Annotated in this window: 13 protein-coding genes; 8 read left to right on the forward strand and 5 right to left on the reverse strand. The window is 63.3% G+C overall.

The window, feature by feature from the left end:
* Positions 1–10: 10 nt before the first annotated feature.
* The gene (locus AC07R1_RS05880) at positions 11–826 is read right to left on the reverse strand and encodes a helix-turn-helix domain-containing protein (RefSeq protein ID WP_011061511.1); all 816 of its coding nucleotides are present in this window, start codon (positions 824–826) and stop codon (positions 11–13) included.
* A gap of 277 nt (positions 827–1,103) precedes the next feature.
* Here AC07R1_RS05880 and AC07R1_RS05885 point away from each other — a divergent pair, with 277 nt between their 5' ends.
* Positions 1,104–1,373, forward strand: coding sequence for a DUF1652 domain-containing protein (locus AC07R1_RS05885; RefSeq protein WP_011061512.1), 270 nt, complete (start codon positions 1,104–1,106; stop codon positions 1,371–1,373).
* 45 nt (positions 1,374–1,418) lie between these two features.
* Here AC07R1_RS05885 and AC07R1_RS05890 read toward each other — a convergent pair whose 3' ends face one another.
* Complete coding sequence (locus AC07R1_RS05890) at positions 1,419–3,884, reverse strand: UvrD-helicase domain-containing protein (protein WP_495110259.1); 2,466 nt, start codon at positions 3,882–3,884, stop codon at positions 1,419–1,421.
* Positions 3,885–4,159: 275 nt separating this feature from the next.
* On the opposite strand from AC07R1_RS05890, the gene AC07R1_RS05895 reads away from it, so the two are divergent.
* On the forward strand, positions 4,160–4,855 hold the full coding sequence (locus AC07R1_RS05895) for a pirin family protein (RefSeq protein ID WP_011061514.1): 696 nt from the start codon (positions 4,160–4,162) through the stop codon (positions 4,853–4,855).
* A 74-nt stretch (positions 4,856–4,929) separates the two neighbouring features.
* On the opposite strand, the gene pgm is transcribed toward AC07R1_RS05895, so the two are convergent.
* Together pgm and AC07R1_RS05905 are read right to left on the reverse strand one after the other, a co-directional pair.
* The gene (gene pgm, locus AC07R1_RS05900; RefSeq protein WP_495110260.1) at positions 4,930–6,576 is read right to left on the reverse strand and encodes a phosphoglucomutase (alpha-D-glucose-1,6-bisphosphate-dependent); all 1,647 of its coding nucleotides are present in this window, start codon (positions 6,574–6,576) and stop codon (positions 4,930–4,932) included.
* Between the two features lie 211 nt (positions 6,577–6,787).
* On the reverse strand, positions 6,788–7,810 hold the full coding sequence (locus tag AC07R1_RS05905; RefSeq protein ID WP_072441700.1) for a zinc-dependent alcohol dehydrogenase family protein: 1,023 nt from the start codon (positions 7,808–7,810) through the stop codon (positions 6,788–6,790).
* A gap of 269 nt (positions 7,811–8,079) precedes the next feature.
* On the opposite strand from AC07R1_RS05905, the gene AC07R1_RS05910 reads away from it, so the two are divergent.
* The gene (locus tag AC07R1_RS05910) at positions 8,080–8,994 is read left to right on the forward strand and encodes a LysR family transcriptional regulator (protein WP_011061517.1); all 915 of its coding nucleotides are present in this window, start codon (positions 8,080–8,082) and stop codon (positions 8,992–8,994) included.
* Between the two features lie 166 nt (positions 8,995–9,160).
* On the opposite strand, the gene AC07R1_RS05915 is transcribed toward AC07R1_RS05910, so the two are convergent.
* Positions 9,161–10,231 carry an SDR family oxidoreductase gene (locus AC07R1_RS05915; protein WP_258610809.1) on the reverse strand — a complete coding sequence of 357 codons (1,071 nt, stop codon included), beginning with the start codon at positions 10,229–10,231 and terminating at the stop codon, positions 9,161–9,163.
* A gap of 74 nt (positions 10,232–10,305) precedes the next feature.
* Between AC07R1_RS05915 and AC07R1_RS05920 the strand changes: the two genes are divergently transcribed.
* The 5 genes from AC07R1_RS05920 (at position 10,306) to AC07R1_RS05940 (ending at position 18,047) form a co-directional block, all read left to right on the forward strand.
* Complete coding sequence (locus AC07R1_RS05920; protein ID WP_019095332.1) at positions 10,306–10,695, forward strand: MerR family transcriptional regulator; 390 nt, start codon at positions 10,306–10,308, stop codon at positions 10,693–10,695.
* 282 nt (positions 10,696–10,977) lie between these two features.
* Positions 10,978–12,225: a multidrug efflux RND transporter periplasmic adaptor subunit MexE gene (gene mexE, locus AC07R1_RS05925; protein ID WP_011061523.1), complete on the forward strand. Its 1,248-nt coding sequence runs from the start codon at positions 10,978–10,980 to the stop codon at positions 12,223–12,225.
* 15 nt (positions 12,226–12,240) lie between these two features.
* Positions 12,241–15,420, forward strand: coding sequence for an efflux RND transporter permease subunit (locus AC07R1_RS05930; protein ID WP_011061524.1), 3,180 nt, complete (start codon positions 12,241–12,243; stop codon positions 15,418–15,420).
* A complete protein-coding gene (locus AC07R1_RS05935) occupies positions 15,417–16,838 on the forward strand; it encodes an efflux transporter outer membrane subunit (protein WP_495110261.1) in 1,422 nt (473 codons plus the stop codon). Before AC07R1_RS05930 ends, AC07R1_RS05935 begins: the two co-directional genes overlap by 4 nt.
* Before the next feature lie 309 nt (positions 16,839–17,147).
* Entirely contained in the window at positions 17,148–18,047 is a 900-nt protein-coding gene (locus AC07R1_RS05940) for a bestrophin family protein (RefSeq protein WP_123473602.1), read from the forward strand.
* Positions 18,048–18,052 lie beyond the last annotated feature (5 nt).

The following is an 18,052-nucleotide window of genomic DNA, read 5'->3' on the forward strand; positions in this document are numbered from 1 at the left end:
GTGCCTGGCCTCAGGGGCTGTCTTGCGCGCGTGCACGCAAAGAAATTTGCTTGGCGTAGGCCTTGGGCGACTGGCCGGTGTGCTGGCGAAAACAGCTGTAGAAGGCCGACAGCGAGTTGAACCCTGCGGCAAACGCCAGCTCGTCGATGCGCAGCGGCGGCGTGGCCTGGTCCAGCGCTGCCAGCAGATGCTGCAGGCGCGCCTGGTTGACGTAGCGGTAGAAGCTCTGCCCCAGCACCTGGTTGAGCAGGTAGGAAATCTGGTTGCGGCTGTAACCGCATTCCCGGGACACCCGCTGCAGGTCCAGCTCGGGGTCCAGGTACGGCTGCTGGCGCTGGAAATACTGCTGCAGGTCCTCGGCCATGAAACTCAACTGGCGCGGCGACAGCCCCAGCCGGCTGGCCGCCGGGCGCAGTCTGGCGGAGGACTTGCTCGGTGCCGGCTCCCGGACCAGTGAGGCGTACTCGTTGACCCGCCAGATCAGCCCGTCGCGCACGGTGATCGCTTCACTGGAGCGAAATGACACCAGGCCCTGGCCGCCGCGCAGGGTCACCTGGTACTGGATAAACGCGGTGTTGCCATCCAGGCGGATGCGATCGCTGTGCTCCAGGGCCTCGTCGGGAGCCCGGGGCATGCTGGCCCGCACGTATTCGCGCAGTTCCTCCAGGCCCAGGGTACGGTTCTGGAAAAAGTCGTTGTACTGGATGTCCGGGTGGTACAGCGCCATTACTCCATCCAGGTCCCGGTGCTTCCAGCACAGGTGGTAGCGCATCACGGTTTCACCGGTGGCCTGGGTGTGCAGCGGCCCGTCATCGGGGGCAGACATAGGTTTCTCGAACAGGAAAAGGCGCAGCTTGCCGAACTTCGCCAAGGGCTTCAACGACCGGCCGCCGGCCAGATACGGCAGCCGCCGGGGGGTGCCTGGGAGATGACATGACTTGCATCAATAATCCGGGAGTGAACCGCCGGACGGTGGGCAAAAAAACTGCGAACCGTCACAAGCCAATGCTATTTTTAAAACCTCAACCGATCGGGTCATTGACGATCCGGTCGTTCCTACCGCGAGCACAAGGAAGCGCTCAATGAATCAAGGTGGGCCACCGATGAACAGAGTCTGGGCCAGTAAAGTCACCTTTCCCAACGCCTGCCAGCTGATGCGCTGGCATTTTCATCCCATGGGTTTCGAAGCCAGCATGGATGCGCCCGGCAGCATGATCGCCCGGCTCTTCGATCGCGCCAGCGGCGAAACCATGATCGCCATCGCCGGCATTCCCTGTGCCACGGTGATGAGCGCTGCGGATGTCGAACGAATAATCGAGGCGGTGGAAGATGAGCTGGAGGCCTTTTCCCCGTCCCTGGCACTCAAGGCCTGAAGCCCCGCTGCCTCACCCGAAGCCCGCCTCGCCAGCGGGCTTTTTTCATGTCGCCTGGCGCAAGTCCTGGAAGTACGGCTTGTCTCGCGGTACCCGGTCCGAAGCCTTGGGCGCATTGCCCGAGGGGCCTTCCTGGCGGTCCACATACCAGTAGCAATGCTTGGCGGCCCGGGTGATGCCCACATAGGCCAGCCGCAGGATCTCGTCCTTCTGTGCGCTGTCGTAGGGCTCGGCATCGCCGTCCTTGCCCAACCCGGCCATGCGATAGACCTGGTTCTTGTACGGCGAGCTGCTCAGGTGCTGGCAGTCGCCCAGCAGGAATACCGCATCCGCCTGCAGTCCCTTGGCGCTGTGATAGGTCAGCTGTTTCAGGCGCCGCGACCCTGGAGGCAGACTAGAATCAACATTAACTATTTGTGAAATAGCGTTTTCAATCAGTAACTTATCACTACTTTTTCGAAACAACATCAAGATCGAATCACCCTGCTCATAGTGCTCAGCCAGACGCTGGGCCAGGCCCTGATCATCGCGATCGAGCACCTGCACCGGCCACAGCTCTGTAGCTTCGCCGCTGGCCTTGGCCTTCTTTCCGGCAATGGCCGGCGCCGCGCGGACAATATGCTCCGCGGCATCGATCACATGCTGATGGCTGCGGTAGTTCTCGCTGAGCATGACCCGGGTGGTGCCCGGGGACGGGAACTCCTTGTTGAACTCGATGAAGTACTTGGGCGAGCTGCCCCGCCAGCCGTAGATCGACTGCCAGTCGTCACCGACACAGAGCAGCGAGGAATGCTGGGCGGCGCGCCCGATGTGCAAGGCGGCGCCTCGGCTGCGGATCGCCGCAAGGCTGGCCCTGATCCAGGAAACGATCTGCGGCGAAACATCCTGGAACTCGTCGATCATCAAGTGTGACATCGGGCGCAGGCAGGCATCGCTGAGCAGCTTGAAGTTCTCCGGCGAGCGCTCGCTGAACAGGGCGAACATGCGGTTGTAGCTCATGATGGGCGGCGACTGATCCAGCAGATGGTCCTCCAGCGCTCGCCAGAACAGGCTGAGGGCCTCGAAGAAAAACCGGTCCGGATCGTCCTGCGCAAAACTCATGCCCGCGACGGCATCGCCCACTTCCAAGCCCAGGTTCTCGATAAAGCCTGCGGCGGCGACAAAGCAATCGAGCAGCGGCGCCGACGCCAGCTCACCCTTGACCTTGTAATCGAAACCCGGACCGCCATTGACCTGGGCCGAAAAGGCGCCGGCAGAACGCTTTGAAGCTTCGTAACTATCAAGCCAAATCAATGGCTTACGACAAAAAGCTTGAAACAGGGTGCGCTTTACAGCCCACTCCGCCCGCACCGCCAGCTTGGCCCCGGGCCGGGTCAGCTGCGGGCTCTCGCGCGGGTCGAAACCCAGCACCACCCAGGCGTCCAGCTCCGCACAATAGCCATGGCTGTGAAAGGTCGCACCGTTGATTTCGAACCGCTGGCGCTGCGGCTCGATGCCCTTGATCGGCCAGGCGCCCGCGCGAAACCACAGGTCCTCCACGGTGTCGCAGAGCTCTTCATCGCGCTTGGCCGCCAGTTCGGTCACCGCCATGCGCTTTTGCACGTCCGGGTGATCGCGCTCCAGTTCCTTGAGCTGCAGGGCGTGGCGCACCAACGGCTGCAACGCCAGGCGAAAGCGCGGGTCATCGCGGTACAGTGCCTGGTAGCAGGCATTCAGGTGCCGGCGCTGGGCGTCGTTGATGCGCAGATCGAATGGGTTGCTGTCCACCTCGTCTTCGCCGCCCTGGAGCCGATCGCTGAGGCTCTCGAAGGCCTGCAGGCGCTCGAAGCCCGGCAGGCTGCGGACCATGGGCAGAATCCGCGAGTGGAAGGTCCGCACCAGCTCCCGGGCTTCCCTGGCGCCCAGTTGCCGCCCCCACAGGGCAAAGACTTGCGTGAGCTTGGTGATGAAGTCCTTGCGCGACTCCCGGGTGAAGGTCACCACGGTCATGGCGTCCAGTTCGAAGCCCAGATAGTGATGCAACAGCAGCAGGCGCAGCACCAGCGAGGTTGACTTGCCGGCGCCGGCCCCGGCGATCACCGCGGTGGCGGGTGTGTCGCTGAAAATCATCTTCCACTGCGCGGCGCTGGGTTGCGCCGCGGCGGGCAGCAGGCGGGCGACATCGGCCTTGAAGCGCTTTTTCAGCTCGGGGCTCAACGGCAGGCGCCAGTCATCGAACAGCCGGTCATCCACCCCGGGCGGGCGGTGCTCGGTGTTGCGGCTGTCGCGGATCAACAGCACCTGGCGGCCTTCCTCCAGCCCCTCGAGCCGGCCTTCCTGGTAGCCGTATTCCACTCCGGCAGTGTGGCCACTGCGAAAGCCATCGGCCTGACCATGCAGCCAGGAAGCCCGATGCTGGGCCCGCAGGCGGTTCAGGCCATGGCCGAAGAAGCGCGCCGCGAGGCGTTTCAACAAGGGCATCTGGGCCAGGGGCAAAAGCTCGGGGGGCAGATCGGGGGTGTGTTGCGACACGCGGACTCCAGGGTGTGAGGCTGAGCAGTAATCTTCGGCGGATTGTTCCACGGTATCCAGCCAATTGCTTGCAGGTCATTAACTTAAGCGATGAACCGAAGGTTTAACACCAACTTTGCGACAAAATAATCATCTAATTTTACGATTGGATTACGGCATTTTTTGCGCTTTTTATCGATCTATACCTAATGGAAGATGCTCGCCATCAACCAACGGTTATCGTTTTCTGGCCCGGGTACAACGTGCCATGACGAGCCCTTAATGAGGAGAAGATCATGCTTGAACTCAGACCTTTCAGCTCCCTGGGCGGCGCGCACCACGGCTGGCTGGATGCCCACCACCATTTTTCCTTCGCCGAGTACCATGACCCCAAGCGCATGCACTGGGGCAACCTGCGGGTCTGGAACGATGATGTGATCGCCCCTGGCACCGGCTTCCCCCAGCACCCGCACCGGGACATGGAAATCATCACCTACGTTCGCGAAGGGGCCATCAGCCACCAGGACAACCTGGGCAACAAGGGCCGCACCGAAGCCGGTGATGTGCAGGTGATGAGCGCCGGCACCGGGATCGCCCACAGCGAGTACAACCTGGAAGCCACGCCAACCAAGATCTTCCAGATCTGGATCATCCCCAACCAGGCAGGCTCCGCGCCTTCCTGGGGTGCCAAGCCTTTTCCCAAGGGCCAGCGTGAAGGTTTCGTGACCCTGGCCAGTGGCAAGGCTGGCGATGAGGAAAGCCTGCGGATTCGCGCCGATGCGCGGCTGGTGGCGGCCAACCTGAAGGCCGGGGAAACGGCCGAGTATCACCTGGACGACGGGCGCCGGGCTTACCTGGTTCCGGCGACCGGCGCGATTGAAGTCAACGGCTTGCGCGCCGAAGCTCGAGACGGCGTCGCGGTTGAGAATGAGCCGGTGCTGCGGGTGACGGCGTTGCAGGACAGCGAGATCGTGCTGGTGGATCTGGCGTGAAATACAGCGGCCAATAAAAAGGGGCGACCGTGATGGTCGCCCCTTTTTTTTGCCTGACGGGCCCGGAGCGCCGGTCAGTTGCCGCTGATGGCGGTGTCCACCAGGGTCTGGGCTTCCTGCACCAGCTGCTTGAGGTGGTCGTCGCCGATGAAGCTTTCAGCGTAGATCTTGTAGATGTCTTCAGTACCCGACGGGCGTGCGGCGAACCAGCCGTTCTCCGTCATGACTTTCAGGCCGCCAATGGCCTGGTCGTTGCCCGGTGCATGGCTGAGGATCTGCTGGATCGGCTCGCCGGCCAGTTGGGTCGAAGTCACCTGCTGTGGCGACAGCTTGCTGAGCAGGGCCTTCTGCTGCGGGTTGGCCTTGGCATCGACGCGGACCGAGAACGGCTCACCCAGCTCGTCGCACAGGGCGCGGTAGGCCTGGCTCGGATCGCGACCGGTACGCGCGGTCATTTCCGCCGCCAGCAGGGACGGGATCAGGCCGTCCTTGTCGGTGCTCCAGACGCCACCGTCGCGGCGCAGGAAAGAGGCACCGGCGCTTTCTTCGCCGCCAAAGCCCAGTGAGCCGTCGAACAGGCCATCGGCAAACCACTTGAAGCCCACCGGCACTTCATACAGACGGCGGCCCAGGCGTGCAGCGACCCGGTCGATCAGGCCGCTGCTGACCACGGTCTTGCCCACCGCGGCATCAGCGCGCCATTGCGGGCGATTCTGGAACAGGTAATCGATGGACACCGCCAGGTAGTTGTTCGGCGCCAGCAGGCCGCCGCTCGGGGTGACGATGCCGTGGCGATCGTGATCGGGGTCGCAGGCGAAGGCCACGTCGAAGCGTTCCTTGAGGCCGATCAGGCCCTGCATGGCGTAGCTGGAGGACGGGTCCATGCGGATCTGCCCGTCCCAATCCACCGACATGAAGCGGAAAGTGGCGTCCACTTGCTTGTTAACCACCTCCAGGTCCAGGCGGTAGTGCTCGGCGATCGCCGACCAGTAGCGCACCCCTGCTCCGCCCAGCGGATCCACGCCCAGGCGCAGCTTGGCGTTGCGGATGGCGTCCAGGTCGATGACGTTGATCAGGTCGGCGACGTAGGTGTTGAGGTAATCGTGGCGATGGGTGGTGTCGGCCTTCAGCGCCTGTTCGTAACTGATGCGCTTGACCCCGGCCAGCTTGGCTGCCAGCAGTTCATTGGCCTTGGCTTCGATCCACTTGGTGATGTGGGTGTCGGCCGGGCCGCCGTTGGTGGGGTTGTACTTGTAGCCGCCGCTTTGTGGCGGGTTATGGGACGGGGTGATGACGATGCCGTCCGCCAGGCCCGATGTACGCCCACGGTTGTAGCAGAGGATGGCGTGGGACACCGCTGGGGTCGGGGTGTACTCGTCGCCGGCAGCAATCATCACGGTCACGCCATTGGCCGCCAGCACTTCCAGGGCGCTGGCCCCGGCCGGGGTCGACAGGGCATGGGTGTCGATGCCGACAAACAGCGGGCCGTCGATGCCCTGGGATTCGCGGTACAGGCAAATGGCCTGGCTGATGGCCAGCACATGCCATTCGTTGAAACTCAGATCGAACGAGCTGCCACGGTGCCCGGAGGTGCCGAAGGCCACACGCTGGGTAGACACCGATGCATCAGGCTGACCGGTGTAATAAGCCGTAACCAGTCGCGGGATGTCGACCAACAATTCAGGCGGTGCCGGTTTGCCCGCAAAAGGACTGAGAGTCATGCAAAACCTCTGGAAAAGGATGGTTCGGAAATGGGCCGCAGTTTACTGGCAGTTTGACCGCAGCGCGATGGAATCTATCCCGGCGCCCCGGCCCTTTTATGCAGCAGCCGGCTTGCCGGCAAAATGACTCCCAGGGGAAAAACTAAAAAGCCGGCGCAAGGGCCGGCAAATCGAGGCAATAAAAAACGCCAGGCTTTGCCTGGCGTTGGGATCAGACCGATTCGACCTGAAGCGCGACCCGTTCGCGGCATGGGCATTCATCCATGTAGCGGTGCGCCTCGACAAACTCGTTGAACGCGAATACCCGGGTCTTCAGGGGGAGCAGCACCCGGTCCGCGGTGAGCTGGTTGATGTCGCGCAACGCACGCTGCAGCGCGACCTGATCCTGGACAATTCCCAACTCCGGCTTGCCAGTGAAGTTGCCGATGCAATGGACGAAGAACTGGATGTTCTTCTGGAACGCCGCGCAGGCCGGGAACGGCGTCTGGTTGCCGCCTTGCAGGCCATAGAGCACCAGGCTGCCACGGGGCGCCAGGACATCGCCGAGCATGGACATCTGCGGGCCGCCCAAGCCGTCGAACACCACGTCGACACCGCGGTTGTCGGTGAGCTTGTTGATCTGCATCAGCAGGTCCTGTTCCTCGGTGACAATCACCTTCTCGGCACCCAGGGACAGCAGGTATTCACGCTCTTCAGCGGTCTTGGTCGCGGCAATCACCCGCACACCCAGGGCCTTGCCCAACTGGACAAAGGACGGCCCGGCGCAATGGCTGGCGTCGGTGACCAGGGCAAACTGCCCCGGCTTGACCCGCGCCAGGTCGGCGTAGGCGAAATAGGCGATCAGCAGCGGCGTGTAATGAACAGCAGCCTCGATCGGGCTGAGAACATCGGGATAACGGGTCAGGGCCGAACGCGGCAGGACGATCAGCTCGCCATACACCGGGTAATCGTTGGGGCTTTCGGCGGGAAAACTCGCCACCTTGTCACCTACCGCCAGGTCGTCGACGCCCTCGCCCACGGCCGTGACCACACCGGCCATTTCGTGCCCGAGGCCCGAGGGCAGGCGCGCATGGGACGACGCCAGGTTCTGCCGCCAGAGCACGTCATACCAGCTGATACCGATGGCTTCGACTCGTACCTGCACTTCGCCTGGCGCAGGCAACGAGGCCGCATGCTCTTCGCATTTGAGCACCTCGGCCGGTCCAAACTTGTGAAAACGAATCGTGCGGGACATCGCAAACCTCGTCAAATTAACCTCTAATGCCGCGAACTTTATCCGGGCTTTGCAAGCAAGACTATCAGTGCCTATTAATAGTCGACATGCCTGGCATTGATTTCGTGCCCTTGAAAATCGGGGCGTACAGCGTGCTCGAACCTTGCCCGGCTACAAACAAACAACATTTAGCCGATGCAGAGTACCAGCCTTTCCCCGTAAGATTCACGCCGGCCATTGTTCCGATATGGTCGCTCCCGTCAAGCTCGCTGACTCTGCCAGGACTCCAGATGAATCGTAATGACCTGCGTCGTGTCGACCTGAATCTGTTGATCGTATTCGAAACACTGATGCACGAACGCAGTGTGACCCGCGCCGCCGAGAAGCTGTTCCTCGGCCAGCCGGCCATCAGTGCAGCCCTGTCGCGCCTGCGCAACCTGTTCGACGATCCGCTGTTCGTGCGTACCGGGCGCAGCATGGAGCCCTCGGCCCGGGCAGTGGAAATCTTCGCCCTGCTCTCGCCGGCCCTGGATTCGATCTCCACCGCCGTCAGCCGCGCCGCCGAATTCGACCCGGCCACCAGCACCGCCGTATTCCGTATCGGTCTTTCCGACGACGTGGAATTCGCCCTGCTGCCGATGCTGCTCAAACGCCTGCGCGCCGAAGCCCCGGGCATCGTGCTGGTGGTACGCCGCGCCAACTACCTGCTGATGCCCGCGCTGCTGGCCTCCGGCGAAATCTCCATCGGCGTCAGCTACACCGCCGACCTGCCGGCCAACGCCAAGCGCAAGGTCCTGCGCCGCAGCCTGCCCAAACTGCTGCGGGCCGACACCGTGCCCGGCCCCCTGACCCTGGACGACTTCTGCGCCCGCCCCCACGCCCTGGTGTCGTTCGCCGGGGACCTGAGCGGGTTCATCGATGAGGAGCTGGAGAAGCTCGGACGCAAGCGCCACGTCGTGCTCGCCGTACCGCAATTCAACGGCCTGAGCACCCTGCTGGCCGGCACCGACATCCTTGCCACCGTGCCCGACTACACCGCCGACGCCCTCACCGCCGCCGGCGGCGTACGCGCCGAAGACCCGCCGCTGCCAGTACGCAGCTTCGAACTGCACATGGCCTGGCGCGGTTCACAGGACAACGACCCGGGCGAGCGCTGGTTGCGTTCAAGAATTCAGATGTTCTTTGGCGATCCGGACAGTCTTTGATCAAGTGCCACAGGCATCCATAGATTCTTCTGAAAAGAGTCCTTTAGCGACTAATTCGGTCTGTAGCTTTCCGTCAGGTTCCGCTGGCTTGCGAAGTATTCGGGGGCATAAGTGGGGGCAAACCCTGGCTGCTTGAAAGGGATGCCCCCAAGGAAGAAGTCAGCGGCTAGCCCTTGGCTATGAAACATGCGTTGACGAACGTTGCCGTGTGCCGCAAGGCCTGACGGATATCCGGCTTGGCTAGCCCATGCCTGTTGGCAAATTGCTCGACGGCCGCGGTATCAAATCGAGTGGTCTGGATAAAGTCCAAGGCTTCGGGTTTTGTATTCATGAACCGCGCCACGAGAGGAATGCTCAGCAGCCACTTCAGCAATCGGAGCGAGATGTGATGCCTGGGAGGCTTTAAGCCCAAAGGTTGCGCCACCTGGACCAGGAGTTCTCGCAAATTGGGAGTTTGCGCATCCAGCGCCAGCAGCTCCTCACCCGCCATGGCGGGATCAAAAGCACAAGCCGCCACCAGCTCAACCAGGTAATCCACGGTAACCAGTGGCAGCCAGTGCTGGGCGGTACCGGGCACTGCCGTCAGTTTTCCCAGCACAAGGTTGCGGATCAGCTCCACCAGTGGCTGGCCGTCAAGGATATGCCCCGTGCGGCTGTGGCCACAAACCGTCGCGGGGTGGACAACGGTGATCTCCCCGCCCCTGGCGGACATGAGCTCCAAGGTCGCGAAATGCGCCTCCAGCTTGCTCGCCTCGTAACCACCGACATGGCGGTAGACGGCAGGCCAGTTCGTCCGCCGCGGATAACGAGGATCGATGCCGATGCGTTGCAGATTCTCATGGTTTTTCAGCATGTAGCCGCCGATCATCACTAACCGGCTGTTTTGCTCAGCCGCCAACAGCGCCACCCGCTTCGCCCCTTCGACATTCACCGCACGAGACTGCTCCAATGACAGCCCCCAGGCGAAGTGTGCGCCCAGGTGGAATACGACTCTGGCGTGCCTTAGCACTTCCCGGTCAGCAGGACTCAGCCCTAGGTTATCCCGCTCCAGATCGCCGGCCACGGCAAATACCCGGCTTGCGTCTCCTCCCAAATTGACGACTTGCTCCCGCAATTCAGCCAGTCGCTCTGGGCGACGCATCAACACCCCGACGGTGTGGCCTTTTGCGCTCAGGCATGCCAGCAAATGTTGACCGATGAAGCCGGTACCCCCGGTGACAAAGCACTCCACGCTCATTTCCCTGTTCCTTGTTCAAGGTAAGGAACCAAACGTAAACTATCAACCCAACTCTATGGTCAAGTGGTGTTTTCATGAAAATTGGCGAAATCGAGGCCCGTAGCGGCGCCAGCCGCCATACGCTGCGTTACTACGAGCAAATCGGCCTGATCTCACCGCAGCGGCGAACTAACAACTACCGCGTTTACACAGCACAAACGCTGCAGGACCTGGACTTTATCCAGCGCGCGCAAAGCATGGGCTTTTCCCTGGGGGAGATAGGCGAGATTCTGGAGGCGCAGCGCAACCAGATGATCGATTGTGCGGACGGCGCCAAGCTCATTGAAAGAAAAATGGCAGAGATCGAACAGAAAATCGCCAACCTCCAAAGCATTTATCGGTACCTGGATCAAGAGCGTGCAAACCTCGAAGCCAGTGCCGCCAGGCAACTTGAGCTTCAGCAACTCAACAGCTCTTCCATCTGATTGGAAATGCACTACGAACTGAGCTGGCAGACCATGGACCTCGACGCACGGGGCTACGATGGCCGGCAAGCCGGCTCCTGCGACAACAGCCAATGTTGCGTCAGCCGCAATAACTAATTGCACGCCAGGGAATTGATAGCAGCCTAACGAAAGGTGCATGCTAGAGGGCTTGCTTGGCGCTTATATCATTCCGAATGATAGTTACCTTCGCTTCATTCGATTCGTGAGATACAACCCTGCCGAGCATCATCCGCCCATCTCAAATACAGTGGCGGATGCACCATGGACCAGTCAGTCAAACTCCTACGTTTTCCACTCGCCGTTCTCGCCGTGCTGGTGATGAGCGCGTGCGGCAAAGCCCCTGAGACCGCCTCCGCCCCGCCCGCTGCCAAAGTCAGCGTGGCCAAGGTGCTGGAACAGCCGGTCAACGAATGGGATGAATTCACCGGGCGCCTGGAAGCCCCGGAAACCGTGGAGATCCGGCCTCGGGTCTCGGGCCAGATCGATCAGGTGGCCTTCACCGAAGGCGCCCTGGTGAAGAAAGGCGATCTGCTGTTCCAGATCGACCCACGGCCTTTCCAGGCTGAAGTACGCCGCCTCGAAGCCCAGCTGCAACAGGCTCGGGCCACCGCGACCCGCAGTGCCAACGAAGCCCAGCGCGGCCAGCGCCTGCTGACCAGCAACGCGATTTCCGCCGAGCTGGCCGACACCCGCACCAGCGCCGCCCAGGAAGCCCGGGCCGGGGTCGATGCGATCCAGGCCCAGTTGGACGTGGCCAAGCTCAACCTGAGTTTCACCCGGGTGGTGGCGCCCATCAGTGGCCGGGTCAGCCGCGCGCAGATCACCGCCGGCAACCTGGTGACCGCCGATGTCACCCCGCTCACCAGCCTGGTCTCCACCGACAAGGTCTACGCCTACTTCGACGCCGACGAGCGCGTGTACCTCAAGTACACCCAGCTCGCCCGCCAGGGCCAGCGCGGCCAGACCACCCCGGTGTACCTGGGCCTGTCCAATGAAGAAGGCCACCCGCACCTGGGGCAGATGAACTTCGTCGACAACCAGGTCAACCCCAAGACCGGCACCATCCGTGGCCGCGCGGTGTTCGACAACAGCGACGGCAGCTACACCCCGGGCCTCTATGCGCGCCTGAAACTGGTGGGCAGTGGCACCTACTCGGCGATGCTGATCAACGACGAAGCCGTGGGCACCGACCTGGGCAAGAAGTTCGTGCTGGTGATGGACGCCGACAACAAGCCGGCCTACCGCGCCGTGGAACTGGGGCCGAAGATCGAAGGCCTGCGCATCGTGCGCAACGGTCTGAGCAAGGACGACACCATCATCGTCAAGGGCTTGCAGCGGGCACGTCCCGGCGCACCGGTCACGCCTGAAGTGATCCCCATGGCCAGCAAGGAAACCCTCGCCGCCCTGGCCCAACAACGCCAAGCACTGGAAGCCAGCAACCTGCCGCAGGTCACCCCTGCCAAGGCGGCTCCGGCTGTGAAACTCGCCGCTGCGACACCGCGCGGTTAAGGGACGACTCTCAAGATGAATTTTTCCCAGTTCTTCATTTCAAGGCCGATCTTCGCCGCGGTGCTGTCGCTGCTGATCCTGATCGCCGGCGCCATCTCGCTGTTCCAGTTGCCCATCAGCGAATACCCGGAAGTGGTGCCGCCCACCGTGGTGGTGCGCGCCAACTTCCCGGGGGCCAACCCGAAAGTCATCGGTGAAACCGTGGCCGCGCCCCTGGAACAGGCGATCACCGGGGTCGAGAACATGCTCTACATGTCCTCGCAATCCACCGCTGACGGCAAGATCACCCTGACCATCACCTTCGCCCTGGGCACCGACCTGGACAACGCCCAGGTGCAGGTACAGAACCGCGTGACCCGCACCCAGCCCAAGCTGCCCGAAGAAGTGACGCGCATCGGTATCACCGTGGACAAGGCCTCTCCGGACCTGACCATGGTGGTCCACCTGACCTCGCCGGACAAACGCTACGACATGCTCTACCTGTCCAACTACGCCCTGCTCAACATCAAGGACGAGCTGGCGCGCCTGGGCGGCGTGGGGGATGTGCAGTTGTTCGGCATGGGCGACTACTCGCTGCGGGTCTGGCTGGATCCGAACAAGACCGCTTCGCGCAACCTGACCGCCACCGACGTGGTCACCGCCATTCGTGAGCAGAACCGTCAGGTCGCCGCCGGTGCCCTGGGCGCGCCGCCTGCGCCCACCGCCACCAGCTTCCAGCTGTCGGTCAACACCCAGGGCCGCCTGGTCACCGAGGAAGAGTTCGAGAACATCATCATCCGCTCCGGTGAGGACGGTGAGATCACCCGCCTGAAGGACATCGCCCGCATCGAGCTGGGGTCGAGCCAGTACGCTTTGCGTTCCCTGCTCAACAACCAGCCGGCGGTGGCGATCCCGATCTTCCAGCGCCCGGGCTCCAACGCCATCGAGATCTCCAACGAAGTGCGGGCCAAGATGGCCGAACTCAAGCAGAGCTTCCCGCAGGGCATGGACTTCAGCATCGTCTACGACCCGACCATCTTCGTCCGCGGCTCCATCGAAGCGGTGGTGCACACCCTGTTCGAAGCCCTGATCCTGGTAGTGCTGGTGGTGATCCTGTTCCTGCAGACCTGGCGTGCCTCGATCATCCCGCTGGTGGCCGTACCGGTGTCGCTGATCGGCACCTTCGCGGTGATGCACCTGTTCGGTTTCTCGCTCAATGCCCTGTCGCTGTTCGGCCTGGTGCTGGCCATCGGCATCGTGGTGGACGACGCCATCGTGGTGGTGGAGAACGTCGAACGTAACATCGGCCTGGGCCTGAACCCGGTGGAAGCCACCAAGCGTGCCATGCGTGAAGTGACCGGCCCGATCATCGCCACCGCCCTGGTGCTGTGTGCGGTGTTCGTACCGGCGGCCTTCATCAGTGGCCTGACCGGGCAGTTCTACAAGCAGTTCGCCCTGACCATTGCCATCTCCACGGTGATCTCGGCCTTCAACTCCCTGACCTTGTCGCCGGCCCTGGCCGCGGTACTGCTCAAGGAACACCATGCGCCCAAGGACCGCTTCTCGAAGATCCTCGACAAGCTGCTGGGGGGCTGGCTGTTCAAACCCTTCAACCGCTTCTTCGATCGTGCCAGCCATGGTTACGTCGGCACCGTGCGCCGGGTCATCCGTGGCAGCGGCATCGCCCTGTTCCTCTATGCCGGCCTGATGGTGCTGACCTGGTTCGGCTTCGCCCACACCCCGACCGGTTTCGTCCCGGCCCAGGACAAGCAGTACCTGGTGGCCTTCGCCCAACTGCCGGACGCCGCCAGCCTGGACCGCACCGAAGACGTGATCAAGCGCATGTCCGACATCGCCCTGAAGCAGCCCGGCGTGGAAAGCGCGGTGGCCTTCCCTGGCCTTTCGATCAACGGTTTCACCAACAGCCCGAACAACGGCATCGTCTTCGTCACCTTGAAGCCCTTCGATGAGCGCAAGGACCCGAGCATGTCCGCCGGTGCCATCGCCGGTGCCCTGAACGGCAAGTACGCGGATATCCAGGACGCCTACATGGCGATCTTCCCACCGCCGCCGGTACAGGGCCTGGGAACCATCGGCGGCTTCCGCCTGCAGGTGGAGGACCGCAGCGGCCTGGGCTACGACGAGCTGTACAAGGAAGTGCAGAACGTCATCACCAAGAGCCGCAGCGTGCCGGAACTGGCCGGGCTGTTCACCAGCTACCAGGTCAACGTGCCCCAGGTGGATGCTGCCATCGACCGGGAAAAGGCCAAGACCCACGGCGTGGCGATTTCCGACATCTTCGACACCCTGCAGATCTACCTGGGTTCGCTGTATGCCAACGACTTCAACCGCTTTGGCCGCACCTACCAGGTCAACGTCCAGGCCGAGCAGCAGTTCCGTCTCGAGCCCGAGCAGATCGGCCAGCTGAAAGTGCGCAACAACAAGGGCGAGATGATCCCCCTGGCGACCTTCATCAAGGTCAGCGACACCGCAGGTCCCGACCGCGTGATGCACTACAACGGCTTCGTCACCGCGGAAATCAACGGCGCAGCGGCCCCGGGCTACAGCTCCGGGCAAGCGGAAGCGGCGATCGAGAAACTGCTCAAGGAAGAACTGCCCAACGGCATGACCTACGAATGGACCGAGCTGACCTACCAGCAGATCCTGGCCGGTAACACCGCGCTGTTCGTCTTCCCGCTCTGCGTGCTGCTGGCCTTCCTGGTGCTGGCCGCTCAGTACGAAAGCTGGAGCCTGCCACTGGCGGTGATCCTGATCGTGCCCATGACCCTGCTGTCGGCCATTACCGGGGTGATCGTCTCCGGGGGCGACAACAACATCTTCACCCAGATCGGCCTGATCGTTCTGGTGGGCCTGGCCTGCAAGAACGCGATCCTGATCGTCGAGTTCGCCAAGGACAAGCAAGAGGAAGGCCTCGACCCGCTGGCCGCGGTGCTGGAAGCCTGCCGCCTGCGTCTGCGGCCGATCCTGATGACCTCCTTCGCCTTCATCATGGGCGTGGTGCCCCTGGTGATCTCCAGCGGCGCCGGTGCGGAAATGCGTCATGCCATGGGTGTCGCGGTGTTCTCCGGGATGCTCGGGGTGACCTTCTTCGGCCTGCTGCTGACTCCGGTGTTCTATGTACTGATCCGCAACTACGTGGAGCGCAGCGAGGCGCGCAAAGCCGCCCGTGCTCTGCAACTGGAGGCGCAACAATGAGTTCCAAAGTCTTCCTGCCGAGCCTGCTGGTGCTGGCCCTGAGTGCCTGCGCCGTCGGTCCGGACTACCAGAGCCCAACCACCGAGGCGGCGCACATCAGCGCCGCCACCGATGGCGCTGCGGGCCAGAAGAACTTCGACCGCGCACGCTTCGAAGGCATCTGGTGGCAGCAGTTCGATGACCCGACTCTCAACCAGCTGGTGAGCAAATCGTTGCAGGGCAACCGTGAACTGCGGGTGGCCTTCGCCCGCCTGCGGGCCGCCCGGGCGATTCGCGATGACGCCAGCAATGACGCCATGCCCACCATCACCAGCCGCGCCAGCAGCGACCTGGCCAAGGGGCAGATCCCCGGCCAGACCACCAAGCGAGTGAACAGCGAGCGCTACGACCTGGGCCTGGACATGGCCTGGGAGCTGGACCTGTTCGGCCGCATCCAGCGCAACCTGGAAGCCACCGACGCCGACCAGCAGGCCGCCGAGGCCGACCTCTACCAACTGCAGGTGACCATGATCGCCGAGCTGGTGGACGCCTACGGCCAGTTGCGCGGCGCACAGCTGCGGGAAAAGATCGCCCTGGCCAACCTGGACAACCAGCAGGAGTCGCGCAAGATCACCGAAAGCCTGCGCGAAGCCGGGGTCGGCGACCAGCTCGATGTGGTCCGCGCCGACGCCCGCCTGGCTTCGGTGGAAGCCAGCGTGCCGCAGTTGCAGGCCGAGCAGACCCGCCAGCGCAACCGCATCGCCACCCTGCTGGGTGAACGCCCGGACAAGCTCAGCGTCGACCTGTCGCCGGCGCAGCTGCCGGCCATTGCCAAGGCCCTGCCGATTGGCGACCCGGGCGAGCTGCTGCAACGCCGGCCGGACATTCTCAGCGCCGAACGCAAGCTGGCAGCGGCCACCGCGCGCATCGGCGTGGCCAAGGCCGACCTGTTCCCACGGGTCAGCCTCAGCGGCTTCCTCGGCTTCACTGCCGGGCGCGGTTCGCAGATCGGCTCCTCGGCGGCCAATGCCTGGGCCCTGGGCCCGAGCATCACCTGGGCGGCCTTCGACCTGGGCAGTGTGCGAGCCCGCCTGCGCGGCGCCAACGCCAATGCCGACGGCGCCCTGGCCAGCTACGAGCAGCAGGTGCTGCTGGCCCTGGAAGAATCGGAAAACGCCTTCAGCGACTACGGCAAGCGCCAGCAACGGCTGATCTCCCTGATTCGCCAGAGCGAATCCAGCCGCGCCGCCGCGGACCTGGCCGAGATCCGCTACCGCGAAGGCACCGTGGACTTCCTGGTGCTGCTCGATGCCCAGCGTGAACGCCTGGCCGCCGAAGACTCCCAGGCCCAGGCCGAAGTCGACCTGTACCGCGGCATCGTCGCCATCTACAAGGCCCTGGGTGGTGGCTGGCAACCGGAGACGGTAGCCAGCAAGTAAGGATTTGCAACGAGCTCCTTTGGTTGGCCGCAACCAACCAATGTTTGGCCCCGTGGATCATTCGGTCGCGGGGCTTTTTTTTGCCCGGCTCAAGGGCCTCTTCGCCGGCAAGCCGGCTCCTACAAGAGCCCGCGCAACGCATGGCCCCGGTAGGAGCTGGCTTGCCAGCGAAGGCGCCCGCCAGAACACCGCCCACCCCAAGCCCGTTGATAGAGGCCGTCGATCATGCGGTTGGCCATTGCGATTGGACAGCCCCACAGCGCGCTCCTACTCTTCACTCGCCGCGTAATCGCCCTGGCCTCCGCCCCCATGATTGTCCGCCCCAAGCCGAACCTGATCGGCATCCTCTTCGCCCTCAAGGGCTCGATTGCCAAGCGCATTGCCCTGCGCTGCGTACTGGTCACACTGCTGGCCTCGGTGATCGTGCTGGTGGAAACCCTGCAACCGAGCTATTTCTCCAAGGTCAACGCCACGCCCTTCACCCTGCTGGGGCTGTCGCTGTCGATCTTCATGAGCTTTCGCAACAACGCCTGCTACGACCGCTGGTGGGAAGGCCGCAAGCAATTGGGGCAGTTGATCATCGAGGTGCGTTCGCTGATCCGTGAAAGCCTGATCATCGACGGCCACCCCGAGCGCGAGGGCATGCTGCGCGACCTGTGCGGCTTTGCCCACAGCCTGATCGCCCGCCTGCGCCATGAAGACGAGGCCGCCGCCCTGCGCCCCTGGGCCCAGGCCAGCCTCGACCCCGGCCACCCGAACCTCACCGACGCGCAGTTGCAACGCATCGGCCAGCGCTGCTCGCGGTGGGCCCAGCAGGGGCTCATCAGCGAATGGCGCTACACCCAGCTGGAAACCCGGCTGGTCAGCCTGAGCCTGGTGCAGGCCGCCTGCGAGCGGATCCAGAACACCCCGCTGCCCTTCCCCTACACCCTGCTGCTGCACCGCACCATCTACCTGTTCTGCATCCTCCTGCCGTTCGCCATGGCCGAGCCCCTGGGCTGGCTGACGCCGATCTTCACCGCCATTGTCAGCTACACCTTCCTGGGCCTGGACGAGATCGGCGACGACCTCGAAGACCCTTTCGGCTATGACGACAACGACCTGCCGTGCAGCGCTCTATTGCGCGGCCTGGAGCGCGAAGTCCTGGCGGCGCTGGGGCAAACCGAGCTGCCGCCGCTGCTGGAGCCGCAGGAGTACGTGCTGACCTGAACCGG

The organism is Pseudomonas sp. GW821-FHT07F01 (genome assembly GCF_059418825.1).